Here is an 11,968-nt window from a genome sequence, read left to right as displayed (position 1 = left end):
TAGTATGACAGACTACTAGGGTAATAAGAAACATTAGCTGATCAAGCTTAAAGTGAAACGGTATTAAGATTTAGACTTGTTTTGATGTACGGGAATCAAAATCATAAACTCCGTTCCTTGTCCAAGAGAAGAAATACAATTTAATGTTCCCCTATGTCGCTCTGTAATAATCTGATAGCTGATAGATAAACCTAAGCCTGTACCTTTACCTATCTCTTTGGTCGTGTAAAAAGGGTCAAACAACCTTTTCTGAATTTTTTCTGATATACCCACACCATTATCAGCAACGCGGATCATTACTTGTAGGGAATTTGCCATTTCCGTGGAAATACGAATCTGAGGACGAGATGGAGTATGTGTTGATTCTTCTGTGGTTTTAGTCTTAACAATTGAATCTTCTAATGCATCAATAGCATTAGCTAAGATGTTCATAAATACTTGGTTAAGTTGTCCAGGATAACACTCGACTAAAGGCAGATTCCCATATTCTTTAATCACCATGATTTTTGGTAAATTAGCTTTAGCTTTGAGCCGATGTTCCAATATCATTAATGTACTGTCAATACCTTGATGGATATTAGTAAGCTTTAATTCAGCTTCATCAAGACGGGAGAAGGTGCGTAAGGAAGCAATTATTTCACGGATACGTTCTGCACCAACCTTCATAGAAGAGATCAGATTTGGTAGGTCTTCCATCAAAAAGTCAAGGTCAATATGTTCTATTTGTTCTTGAATTTCTGAGATAGGATCAGGGTAGTGGATTTGATAAAGCTGTATTAACTTCAACAATTCTTGGGTATATTCATTAGCATGGACGATGTTGCCATAAATAAAGTTAACTGGGTTATTGATTTCATGAGCAACTCCAGCTACTAATTGACCCAAAGAAGACATCTTTTCACTCTGGATAAGTTGGGTTTGGGTGTGTTTAAGTTCTTGCAGCGTTTCCTCTAATTCCAGTTTTTGCTGTCTGAGTAGAGCTTGTGATTGCTGCTGTGCTTCCTCTGCCAGTTTACGTTCGCTAATGTCTCTTGTAATACCTTGCAATTCTACAACTTTACCATCAGCATTAAGTATAGGTGAGCTATTGGAGAGAATCCAACGGTAACTACCATCCTTGCATTTGGTTCGTAGCTCAAGTCCAGCTTGCTTTTTACCTGTTTGCACAATTTTATCAAAAAAGGCTGAACAGACTTCTAGATCATCAGGATGAATTAGGGGTGTGAACGGCTTACCAATGAATTCTGAGACTTCATACCCAAAAATATCCGTGAAGTTGGGGGAAAGATATGTCAGTGTGCCATCTGGTAAAAATGAGTAAATCACATCATTGGCATTTTCTACCATACTGCGGAACTGAGCCTCACTTTTTGCTAAGGCAGTTTTTGCTTCTTGATAAGGGGTAAAATCTTCAACTATTAACAGGAAACCCGTGAGCTTACCATTGGAATCAGTCAAAGGGGTGTTGTACCACTTACAGGTAATAATTCTACCTTCTTTGGTAATATTTATGTTGGTAGAGCGATTTCCCCTCGGTTGCTGTAATAAAGCTGATAAAATTTGATTGACTAACTCTCTGGCACTTTCTGGTACTATCAATTCTACCACATTGCGATTGAGTACCTCTTGTTGAGTATAACCAAAGATAGCTTCAGCCGCAGGATTCCACCGGGTTACTTCAAAAGCTGTATTCAAGTAAATCACTCCCAATGGATTACGCTCAAATAAAATAGATAACTCTTCTTGTGATTCTTTGAGTTCTGCTTTAGTGCGCTGAAAGTTAACCCAGAGCTTATACTGCTGTTTGATGGAACGACTGGAAAGGGAGAGGGCTGTTTCTAGTCGCTCAACATAATTACGTAAGTTAGTTAATTCTTCTTGCAGTACTTGTGTAGACATACTGAAGTGTTAATTCCTATTAATATTTTAAGATGGTAATTTAAACCTTGTTTTTATTTTTGTAGCCAAGCTATTTTTTTAAACATCGATTAATTGTGAAAATACCCAGATAATTAGAGGATACAACAATTAATTTCTAATTATTTCTAATAATTTCTAAATTTTACTAATAGACCTGTCCGAAAAAGTGGAAAATTTTTATGAATACAGTCGAAATCTTAACAGTACCGGTTGCTTTAACTATTGCTGGTTCTGATAGTGGTGGGGGTGCGGGAATTCAAACTGATTTAAGAACTTTTGCCTTTCACTGTGTTCACGGTACGAGTGCTATTACTTGTATTACAGCCCAAAATACCGTAGGTGTGAAGCGAGTTGATGCGATCGCTTCTGAGGCAGTTGTAGCTCAAATTCAGGCGGTGGTAGAAGATATTGGTGTGCAAGCTGCAAAGACGGGAATGTTGCTGAATCAGGAAATTATCTCGGCTGTAGCCCAGCAAATAACAGCGTACAAAATTGATAATTTAGTAGTTGACCCTGTGATGGTATCACGCACAGGAGTGCAATTAATTGATGATGATGCGGTGCAAACCCTGCGGAATACTCTGATTCCCCAAGCAGCTATTATTACACCAAATCGCTATGAAGCGCAGATTTTAAGCGGGTTAGAAATTGCTTCATTAGAAGATATGCAAGCAGCAGCAGAAATTATGCACAGGGAATTAGGAGTAAAGGCTGTTTTAGTCAAAGGTGGGGGAATGTCTGGGAATTTGCGGGGGGTAGATGTGTGGTTTGATGGGGAAAGGTGGGAAACTTTAACAACCAAGCAAGTAGAGACAAAAAATACTCATGGTACTGGTTGTACTTTATCAGCTGCGATCGCTGCTAATTTAGCTTTAGGAAAAGACCTGTGGACAGCAGTGCAACAAGCGAAAGACTATGTGACAACTGCACTCACTTACTCCCTAAATATTGGCAAAGGCCAGGGACCTGTAGGACACTTTTTCCCGTTGTTGCAAATTCATGGTATCTAGTACAAGGAAGCAGATTGGATGTGTAACAACTTATTCTGGGGTATAGCCTCCGGGATAACTTTACTCTGATAGTATATTTTGTTAATCTAAAGACCTTATTTTGATACGAATATTGAGATGCGAACAACTACAGGTCATGTTCACAGTCAACCACCTACCCCCAGCTACTCCACCTCTGTACCCCTTTATGTGTACCGGGAATTGGCAACCGAGTTACAAACAGTACAGAACAAATTAGATGTAGTCACCACTCATAATCAGAAATTAGCCCAAGAAAATCAAATCTTGCGTCAAGAAATTCATAAAGTTGTTCAGTCTTGTTTAGAACTGCAAAAGTTGGTGGCATCTTCTGCTACATCTGCTTCTCAACCAGCCCCCCGCAAGACAGAAGTAAAATCTACACCCAATTCTCAACAAGTAAGCCGTACTAATACAGAGAGAAAATCTGCACCTAAGCCCCCAGTTGCAGCCGCACCGCCACATCAGTCCGTTTCTCCTCCAGCTAAAAAAAGCCGACGTGAGGTTTTCTCTGTACCGATGATGGATATGAATTTCCCCGTATCAGAAGCAGTATTTATAGAAGAACAGGAAGTGCGCTATTATGCCACTCCAGAATCACAGTCAAAAGGACTAAATAGCTGGTGGTTAGTGATAACTATTGTTTTAATTATGGTGACTGGTTTTGGTGCTGGGTATTTAGTTGTGCGTCCTATGTTGCAAAACCAGAATCAGACTCGTTAGCTATCTGAAATATTGGCAATATGATTAAAGCTGTTGTTGGGTAGCGCGATCGCTTAACCCAACGTACAATGTTGCTAAATGAAAAAAGACTTTTAAAACATCCTCTGAACACAATCAGGTTTAATTTACATTAAAACGCTCCGGCTATTTGTCTATTTCTCCTTCAACGGCTGGGGAAGTTTTTTTCAGAATTGGTTTTTGAGGAGGATTGCTAGTAGTAGGCTCCTGTCGATTATCCTTTTTAGATACTGGCATTACTGTAGGTTTATCCTTTCTGGATGCTTGTAATGCTGTAGCTTTATCCTTTTTAGACGCTTTGAGAAATTTTGGTGCAGTTTCTTGGGGTAAAGCTAACAGCGCCACAAAACCGAAGACATTCCGTTGGGGTAAAAATTTGGCCTTCAGGGAGACAAAAACTGGTCTTCCTTGGTCTTGACTTTTATCTGCTTTAGGATTAAATCTAAACGGCCGGACTGGTGCATCTTTCCACAACAAAGGCAGATGGCTGGATTTCATAAATTTCACCTTTTTGGCTGGTTCTGCCTGTTTGATATATTCCAGCCTTTCACGAGTAAAGTTACGGAAAACAGAGATACACGGAGTAGGACAGACAGGAATAAACTGCCATAGTCCTGAGAATTTGAACTCTAGATCTTCCAACTCCCCAGAAATTGTGTGTTCTTCTTTACCTGTATCAAAGCCAACCAGTTGAAAAGCGATGCTGTGGGGTTGCTCCTTTTTGGGGAAATGAATTACCTTGGGATAAACAACCAATCTGTAAGTATGGTTGCCAGTATTTTCTATTTCTTTGGTAAGAGCATCAAATACTCTCCGTTTTTGGGGAATATAGAAAAGTTGGTATTCGGAGCGACCGATGGTAATTGTGTTTTTGCCATCAGCATTTAAGTTGACTTCCCCAACAATTATCCCAATAGCTTGAAATATCGCTCCCGAATCTTCAATATCTTGCTGTTGCTCGGTATCAAGGTTGACTGGTTCCTGGTCAGATGGGGCTTGAGGTTCAGGAATAGGAAGGGTAGGCTCATTAGGTTCAGGGTTGTTAGATGCCATAATTTTTATTCTTTTGACAGATGGAGAATTCTTTGAGCCGTAAGTATTTGACACGCTGATCTGAATTCTACAGGCGCGATCTTATCACACTCCAAATTTGGAAGCACTGCAACAAGCATTTAACAACTCACTTTCAACCGCTTGAACATAGCTAACCGTCCTTGCATCGCCAAGGTATCATCTAAGGATGTAAGTTGAATTTCTTGTTGATACTTTAACCGCAGGGCTGTTTGAATTAACCAGTCAGCAACAAAGGGATTCTTGGGCAACAAAGGCCCGTGGGAATAGGTAGCAATAGCATTTTGATAAAATGCGCCTTCTGTTCCATCTTCACCATTATTACCCAAACCGTAGACTACACGCCCCAAAGCTTCAACTTTCCCTAGTTTAGTGCGTCCACCGTGATTTTCAAAACCGACTAAATAGGGTTTGGTTCCAGTCATGGCTTCCAGTTCTTGTGCTAGACGAGAGGCTGTAACTTCTATGACTAAGTTACCAATGCAACGTTTGCTATTTTCTCCAGGATGAATAGAAACTAAATCTAATATTCCTAAACCTTCAATTCTCTGTCCCAACCCTGGTTCGTAATAATGTCCTAGAAGTTGGGGAGAACCACAGGTAAAGACTCCTGGTGTGCCATTTTCGATTTTTTCCCGCATGGCATCAGCTTTTGCCCCTTGTAAGTCGCGCATGACTATTTCTTGCTGACGGTCTTGTGCGCCTCCACCGACGATCACATCTACTGATTTTATATCTTCTGCGGTGGAGTTTTGGTCTAGGGGTAAAACAGTGACATTGTATCCCCGCCATTGGGCGCGGCGTTCTATAGTGATCACATTTCCGCGATCGCCATAGGTACTCATTAATTTGGGATATAGCCAACCAATAATAATTTCCATCTGTGCAGAATTGATAAAATTAATGTGGGTTCAATGTTACCTTATTTTTTCTATTTCCCCAGACTTTTAGCTATTTTGTATTGTAGGCAACAGTTTTTTTGTTACTTTGTCCTGATAATATTTAAGGGTTTCAGCAAAAAGTCGCCCTGTTTCTGTTGAGATTACAGAAAGCATCAGATTTGTTCAACAACCAAATAAATTAATTAATCAACTAATAAATATATGGATTGTAAAACCGCTACTTTAGTTTATCAAACGGAAAATCATCTAGAAAAAATTAGGGAGATTTTTCCTGAAGCTTGGCAATTTTTAGAAGCACAAGCTTTTGCTTATGTGCAAGGTAAAGCACACGATTTTGATTCCGCAGTTAAAGCTTTAGTTGGGAAAACCAATTTTAAGTTTAGAATGGTTCACCGTGATGATCAAGACCAATTAACTAAAGATCTGGGTGAGTTATTGGGTGATATCACTTCTCGCTTATTGCTAGAAAAGCATTTTTCGGAAGTTGTTGGTCAGAGGGTTTTCTTTAGTACAATTTGCTGTAGTAGTCATCTTACTACCGACCACGAATTAAGTTTGGAGGAAGTTTTACCTCTCCAACGTGCCGCAGTAAAATTGCAGTTAACCAATTAAGATGCAGCTGTATAGAATAAAATTTTCAGCACAATTACCACAGATTACCGCAGATAAATACAGATGAATTAATGCGTTTAATTCTAAATTACTGCGGCAAAATTTGGACTTTACTACCAACTTGCAAAGTTTTCCCAACTTCTGATGTAGGTACTTTAGTATTCACACTCAATCTGTAAAAATGATTAAATCGGGATGCAGCTACCCACGGGGGCATAGTTGCTTGCCGTTTTTGCACAAATATTTTTTGAAAGTTGGGGTAAACTGCTCCTAAGTAAGAATTGCGAGTGGGGACTATACAACGTTGACAAGAGTTTACCCCACAAAAAAGCACATCTCCCACTTGAAAAGAGACAGTTTCTTCGTCAGCAGTAAACAACCGATCTTCCCAAAACGCAGGTACACCGTCAATTTCTATATTGGCACGCATCCGGCGACGCATTTCATCTACACTCACACCAGGAAACCAAGAAGCTACTTCTATCAAGGTTGCTGTACTAATCACAGTTGCACCTGGTGACTCTGTATCATCGGGAAAACCCAGATTGGTGTTTTGCTTTAAGGTGACAGCAAAGCCGAAAAAATCGCTTAAAGTTGCTTCTATTCTTTCCTGTTCCTCATCAAGATGAAAAACTTGTGGTGAATTGCTACCGGGGATTTGTAGGTGAACAAATCCGTCTTCTAGAGAAAATTCTGCCCGTAATGAATGGATTTTAGCATGGCGCTTGCCATTGACAAATTTGTTTTGTTCGTCAAAGATGGCAAACTCGCGGTCATACTGAAGTGCGCCACTAGGTAGAACCGTCGCTGCTTCTACTTCCACACCATCCAATGACTTAATTGGATACAGTAAAATCTTTGCTAAGTGTGACATAGAAATAATTCGTAATTCGTAATTCGTAATTCGTAATTAGGGTTTGCTGAAAAAATGCAAAACGCAGATAAATCAAAAGTTTGAGGCTGATAAATAGGAAAAAAGTGCAAGGGTTTTGAAGGGTATACGTGAAAAAGTGTGCATTTTTTGGTATTTCGAGAGATGGGAAAGGAATTTTCAAACCTCCTCCTGACTCCTGACTCCTGACTCCTGACTCCTGACTCCTATCCCCTCACGGAAAGACTTTTATGCCTACGGCACGCTACGCGAACAGCAACCCCTAATTAAGTTTTGTAACGGAGATTTAGCGCCAAATCGGAGCGCCAGAAATCGGTAAAAATTATCACATTCACCGCCATAGTAGAAGACTATGGCGGAAGTATCTATAATTTAAGGATTTGCAGAAGGGTATAAGGGCGACTTATCCAGAGTTCCAATATGATTCAGAGGCCAGAAACGAACTATGGCACGACCAATAATATTTTTCTGAGGAACCAGACCCCAACAACGTCCATCATAACTACTAGCACGGTTATCACCTAAGACTAAGTAGGCATCAGATGGGATAGTTTGGGGTGTAGCTAAGTAAGGCGGTTGCTGACCTGATGTGCAAACATCAGTAACTGTAGCCTGAGAAGAGGATAGGTAATTATTTTCCTGGAGAGCTTTGTTGTTAATATAGACTTTGCCATCTTTGATTTCTACTTTTTCTCCAGGTAAGCCGATGATACGTTTAATGAAGGCATCATGATATTGTTCTTTTTGTAGTTCCTCCGTTGGAGAAAATACTACTATATCTCCTCGTTCTGGCTTAGTAAATTTATACTTCACCTTATCGACAATAATCTTGTCTGCTTCCCACTGGTTTGGTGTACCATGCAGTGTTGGTTCCATGGAACCAGAAGGAATCCAACGTGCTTCGGCAACAAAGGTACGAATTCCCAAGGCGAGAAAGACACTCAAGATAATCGTTTTACCTAGCTCTACGATCCAGGAATTATCGGGTTGTTGGCTAGAGTTGTTATCAGACACTTGATTTTGCATGAAATTACTTAAGTTTAAAGGTAACAGGCAATTACTTAACTCATCGAGGGAGACTTTATTTATTAATCTTAACGAGAGAAGCTTGTTTTCCTAACAAGATGACATGGAGACAAAATGATTCATAAATATGAAAATAAACTTTTTTTCACCGATAGTGCAGATTGACTATTGCCTGGGCAACTGGGTTTATCTTAAAAAGAAAGTTATCTATCATCAATAAAGCTCTCTACTTAACGCTGGTAAATCCATGTCATCTCCAAAAAGTTTACTAATTCGCCAAGCACGCTTGATTCTACCCAATGGTGAGTTGATGATTGGGGATGTGCTGACTCAGGGGCGGCAAATCGTCGAGGTAGCTTCAAAAATAGCTCCTACGACACCTACCCAAGAGATTGACGCACAGGGGTTAACTTTGTTGCCAGGGGTAATTGATCCGCAGGTGCATTTCCGGGAACCGGGACTTGAATATAAGGAAGATTTGTTTACTGCTAGTTGTGCTTGCGCGAAAGGAGGTGTTACTTCCTTTTTAGAAATGCCCAATACACGACCTTTGACCATTACACAGCAAGCTTTAGATGACAAACTAGAACGTGCCTCAAATAAGTGCTTGGTTAATTATGGCTTTTTTATTGGCGCTACGGCTGAGAATTTACCAGATTTACTTTTGGCAAAGCCGACACCGGGAATTAAAATTTTTATGGGGTCGATGCATGGTGACTTGCTGCTGGACGAAGAGGAGGCACTGGAAGCGATTTTTGCCCAAGGAAACCGCTTAATTGCTGTTCATGCTGAAGATCAACAAAGAATCAAGCAACGTCGTCAAGAATTTGCTGGGATTGATAATCCGGCGGTGCATTCTCAAATTCAAGATAATCAGGCTGCGCTATTAGCAACGCAATTGGCCTTAAAACTTTCTAAAAAATACCAACGTCGATTACATATTCTGCATATGTCTACGGCAGAAGAAGCCGAGTTATTGCGTCAGGATAAACCAAGTTGGGTAACGGCGGAAGTAACGCCACAACATTTGTTGTTGAATACCAGTGCTTATGAAAAGATTGGGACATTGGCGCAGATGAATCCACCATTGCGATCGCTCCACGATAATGAAATACTCTGGCAAGCTTTGAAAGATGGGGTAATTGATTTTATTGCCACTGACCATGCACCACATACCTTAGAAGAAAAGGCGCAAACTTACCCTAACACCCCTTCCGGAATGCCCGGTGTAGAAACGTCCCTGCCTTTAATGTTAACTGAGGCCATGGCAGGACGGTGTACTGTTGCCCAAGTAACTAATTGGATGTCCAAAGCTGTAGCTGTAGCTTATGGTATTCCTAATAAGGGAGAAATTACCCCTGGTTACGATGCTGATTTAGTGCTGGTAAATTTAAACAATTACCGCCCAGTTAAGCGAGAAGAACTTTTAAGCAAGTGTGGTTGGAGTCCTTTTGAGGGGTGGAACCTGACTGGCTGGCCTGTTACCACCATTGTCGGCGGTGAAATTGTCTATGACAAAGGCCAAGTAAACACGCAAATTCGCGGTCAGGCTTTAACTTTCTTGTAAGAAATTTATCTGACAATTAACTGTAGTAATTTCTGCTTGACGAGTGCCTTCTTGCCCATAAATCAAACGCACAATCAGATAACTATCGGGCTTGTAGGGCATTCGTTCTGCCCACTCAATAGCGACAATTCCTGGTGTGACTTCCATCCCTTCCCAGTAGCTTTCTAAGTTCAAACCTGTAACTTCTTGAGGTTCTAGGCGATATAAATCCAGATGATAAAGGGGGATGCGTCCTTCTGTGTATTCATTAATCAGGGTAAAAGTAGGACTAACAATAGAGTCACTGATACCTAAACCCTTGCCAATCCCTTGCACCAAGGTAGTTTTGCCAGCACCTAAATCACCTTCTAGTAAAATCACACTTCCAGCAGCTAGGGTTTCCCCCAAGGTAATACCTAACTGCTGTGTGTCCTCTTTATCAGCAAGAAAAATTTTAGTCATTGGTCATTGGTCATTGGTCATTGGTCATTGGTCATTGGTCATTGGTCATTGGTCATTGGTCATTGGTCATTGGTCATTGGTCATTGGTCATTGGTCATTGGAAACTCTTAATTTTCTCCGCGTCACCCCATCTCCCCGTCTCCCCATTACTTCCCATGCTGCGCTCCACTGTACCACTTCAATAAAACCTTAGCTAGTCTTTGCGGGTCGTGGCGGACAAAACCAGTTTCATCTTCATACAATATGTTAGCTGGTACAATCCTGCGTCCTAGCTGGGTGACAAGTTCTCTATCTAAGAAGACGGGATGGGAATTTTGTTGGGCGTAGCGAATCAGGGCTTGGGCGGAAGGTGTTTTTTTATGAACTAGTACAGCATCAAAAAGCCTTCTGTTACCGCAAGCAGCATCGATGGCTTGAATATGTTGACCAACAGTGTAGCCATCAGTTTCTCCCGGTTGGGTCATGATATTGCAGATATAGATGCGAGGTACTTTTGTGGCTGCGATCGCATCGGCAATTTCTGGAACTAACATATTTGGTATTAAGCTAGTGTAAAGACTACCCGGCCCAATAACAATATAATCAGCTTCTTTAATTGCCTTAATTGCTGAGGGTAAAGCTGGCGGATTTTCAGGAATACAGCCAATTTTCACAATTTTTCCCCCTGCTTTGGGAATGCTAGACTCACCCTCAATGCGGCGGCCATCTGTTAATTCTGCCCAGAGGCGGACATCGCTGAGGGTTGCAGGTAAAACTTGTCCTCTCACAGCCAGCACTTTAGAACTAGCAGCAACTGCCCTTTCTAAGTCTCCAGTAATATCAGTCATGGCAGTTAAAAACAAATTACCAAAACTGTGACCTGTCAACCCGTCCCCCGCCCGAAAGCGATATTGAAACAATTCTGTTAATAACTTTTCTTCATCTGCTAATGCAGCCAAACAGTTACGAATATCCCCAGGAGGTAAAACGCCAAATTCCTGACGCAAACGCCCAGAAGAACCACCGTCATCAGCTACAGTCACAATAGCTGTAATATTAGCACTGTAAGTTTTTAAACCTCTAAGTAAAGTCGAAAGTCCAGTACCACCACCAATTACCACAATTTTTGGACCCCGGTACAAGCGGCGATGGGCTAGTAGCACATCTATGAGTTCTTCATCATCGCCTTCAGGTCTTAAGACTTGAGTAATTGAACTGACAGTGCGGGATTGTCCCCAAAGTACTAACAGCACGCCGCACAGCAAGACTAAAGGTCCGCTGATGTAGTTGGGTAAAATGTTGGCGAGGAATCCCAGAAAACCCCTCAGCAATTCTATCGCCCAAAAAATGGGGGTTAGCTTAATCCAAATAGCCAACCCCAAACTCGCCAAGAAAACCCCCCCAACACTGATTAGTAACCAGCGTTTTACCGATAGTCCGGGGGATAACCACTTGAACCACTGGTTAACCCGATGGGAAGTGCGGCTATGGGACTGTTGTTGTAGGGCGTTGAGGGCTTGTCTAAGAAAACCGATTGACATACCTAATAGGGAACAGTGGGACAAACAATGTTTAACAGAAACTCTACACCACCTGGTTTGAAGACCAAGGCTGGAAGCATGAGATTTTTCAATTCCTTTATATTTGGAGCCAGTCCTTAAAGTTACCAGTATTCCCAGTTATACCAATGTAAGATTTGAGATTTTGGCTTGATAATACTCATTGTGGCAATGTTCCATCTATGAGCAACAATACCATTTTTGATTATCACGTATTAAACAACACCCTG

Annotated in this window: 12 protein-coding genes; 5 read left to right on the top strand and 7 right to left on the bottom strand. The window is 41.1% G+C overall.

Annotation, left to right across the window (positions count from 1 at the left end; all coding sequences use genetic code 11):
- Positions 1-63 precede the first annotated feature (63 nt).
- A complete protein-coding gene (locus H6G59_RS01650) occupies positions 64-1,899 on the bottom strand; it encodes a PAS domain-containing sensor histidine kinase (protein WP_190711430.1) in 1,836 nt (611 codons plus the stop codon).
- A 200-nt stretch (positions 1,900-2,099) separates the two neighbouring features.
- Between H6G59_RS01650 and thiD the strand changes: the two genes are divergently transcribed.
- Together thiD and H6G59_RS01640 are read left to right on the top strand one after the other, a co-directional pair.
- Positions 2,100-2,930 (top strand): bifunctional hydroxymethylpyrimidine kinase/phosphomethylpyrimidine kinase, encoded by an 831-nt coding sequence (gene thiD, locus H6G59_RS01645; RefSeq protein WP_190711429.1) that lies wholly within the window; start codon positions 2,100-2,102, stop codon positions 2,928-2,930.
- A gap of 117 nt (positions 2,931-3,047) precedes the next feature.
- A complete protein-coding gene (locus H6G59_RS01640; RefSeq protein WP_190711428.1) occupies positions 3,048-3,671 on the top strand; it encodes a hypothetical protein in 624 nt (207 codons plus the stop codon).
- A 144-nt stretch (positions 3,672-3,815) separates the two neighbouring features.
- On the opposite strand, the gene H6G59_RS01635 is transcribed toward H6G59_RS01640, so the two are convergent.
- Both H6G59_RS01635 and H6G59_RS01630 read right to left on the bottom strand, forming a co-directional pair.
- Positions 3,816-4,742 carry a hypothetical protein gene (locus H6G59_RS01635; RefSeq protein WP_190711427.1) on the bottom strand — a complete coding sequence of 309 codons (927 nt, stop codon included), beginning with the start codon at positions 4,740-4,742 and terminating at the stop codon, positions 3,816-3,818.
- A gap of 119 nt (positions 4,743-4,861) precedes the next feature.
- Entirely contained in the window at positions 4,862-5,656 is a 795-nt protein-coding gene (locus tag H6G59_RS01630) for a type 1 glutamine amidotransferase (protein ID WP_190711548.1), read from the bottom strand.
- A 207-nt stretch (positions 5,657-5,863) separates the two neighbouring features.
- Here H6G59_RS01630 and H6G59_RS01625 point away from each other — a divergent pair, with 207 nt between their 5' ends.
- Positions 5,864-6,274, top strand: coding sequence for a hypothetical protein (locus H6G59_RS01625; protein ID WP_190711426.1), 411 nt, complete (start codon positions 5,864-5,866; stop codon positions 6,272-6,274).
- A gap of 88 nt (positions 6,275-6,362) precedes the next feature.
- Here the strand turns inward: H6G59_RS01625 and H6G59_RS01620 are convergent, their stop codons facing one another.
- Entirely contained in the window at positions 6,363-7,148 is a 786-nt protein-coding gene (locus tag H6G59_RS01620) for an MOSC domain-containing protein (RefSeq protein ID WP_190711425.1), read from the bottom strand.
- 390 nt (positions 7,149-7,538) lie between these two features.
- Positions 7,539-8,192: a signal peptidase I gene (gene lepB / locus H6G59_RS01615; protein WP_190711424.1), complete on the bottom strand. Its 654-nt coding sequence runs from the start codon at positions 8,190-8,192 to the stop codon at positions 7,539-7,541.
- 247 nt (positions 8,193-8,439) lie between these two features.
- On the opposite strand from lepB, the gene H6G59_RS01610 reads away from it, so the two are divergent.
- Positions 8,440-9,759 carry a dihydroorotase gene (locus H6G59_RS01610; RefSeq protein ID WP_190711423.1) on the top strand — a complete coding sequence of 440 codons (1,320 nt, stop codon included), beginning with the start codon at positions 8,440-8,442 and terminating at the stop codon, positions 9,757-9,759.
- Here the strand turns inward: H6G59_RS01610 and tsaE are convergent.
- Positions 9,745-10,200 (bottom strand): tRNA (adenosine(37)-N6)-threonylcarbamoyltransferase complex ATPase subunit type 1 TsaE, encoded by a 456-nt coding sequence (tsaE, locus tag H6G59_RS01605; protein WP_190711422.1) that lies wholly within the window; start codon positions 10,198-10,200, stop codon positions 9,745-9,747. The two genes, H6G59_RS01610 and tsaE, sit on opposite strands and share 15 nt — an antisense overlap.
- Here tsaE and H6G59_RS01600 point away from each other — a divergent pair.
- On the top strand, positions 10,200-10,385 hold the full coding sequence (locus tag H6G59_RS01600) for a hypothetical protein (protein WP_190711421.1): 186 nt from the start codon (positions 10,200-10,202) through the stop codon (positions 10,383-10,385). The genes tsaE and H6G59_RS01600 overlap by 1 nt on opposite strands.
- Here H6G59_RS01600 and H6G59_RS01595 read toward each other — a convergent pair.
- Entirely contained in the window at positions 10,347-11,720 is a 1,374-nt protein-coding gene (locus H6G59_RS01595; RefSeq protein ID WP_190711420.1) for a gluconeogenesis factor YvcK family protein, read from the bottom strand. The two genes, H6G59_RS01600 and H6G59_RS01595, sit on opposite strands and share 39 nt — an antisense overlap.
- Between the last annotated feature and the right edge of the window lie 248 nt (positions 11,721-11,968).

The sequence above is a fragment of the Anabaena lutea FACHB-196 genome (assembly GCF_014698305.1).
Classification (GTDB): Bacteria; Cyanobacteriota; Cyanobacteriia; order Cyanobacteriales; family Nostocaceae; genus Anabaena; species Anabaena lutea.
Note: the sequence above shows the minus strand (reverse complement) of the source record. Positions and strands in the feature narration are given on the sequence as shown.

Coding starts and splice junctions, on each gene's coding strand:
- H6G59_RS01650 (WP_190711430.1), bottom strand. CDS start 1,899: ATGTCTACACAAGTACTGCAAGAAGAATTAACTAACTTACGTAATTAT.
- thiD (WP_190711429.1), top strand. CDS start 2,100: ATGAATACAGTCGAAATCTTAACAGTACCGGTTGCTTTAACTATTGCT.
- H6G59_RS01640 (WP_190711428.1), top strand. CDS start 3,048: ATGCGAACAACTACAGGTCATGTTCACAGTCAACCACCTACCCCCAGC.
- H6G59_RS01635 (WP_190711427.1), bottom strand. CDS start 4,742: ATGGCATCTAACAACCCTGAACCTAATGAGCCTACCCTTCCTATTCCT.
- H6G59_RS01625 (WP_190711426.1), top strand. CDS start 5,864: ATGGATTGTAAAACCGCTACTTTAGTTTATCAAACGGAAAATCATCTA.
- H6G59_RS01620 (WP_190711425.1), bottom strand. CDS start 7,148: ATGTCACACTTAGCAAAGATTTTACTGTATCCAATTAAGTCATTGGAT.
- lepB (WP_190711424.1), bottom strand. CDS start 8,192: ATGCAAAATCAAGTGTCTGATAACAACTCTAGCCAACAACCCGATAAT.
- H6G59_RS01610 (WP_190711423.1), top strand. CDS start 8,440: ATGTCATCTCCAAAAAGTTTACTAATTCGCCAAGCACGCTTGATTCTA.
- tsaE (WP_190711422.1), bottom strand. CDS start 10,200: ATGACTAAAATTTTTCTTGCTGATAAAGAGGACACACAGCAGTTAGGT.
- H6G59_RS01595 (WP_190711420.1), bottom strand. CDS start 11,720: ATGTCAATCGGTTTTCTTAGACAAGCCCTCAACGCCCTACAACAACAG.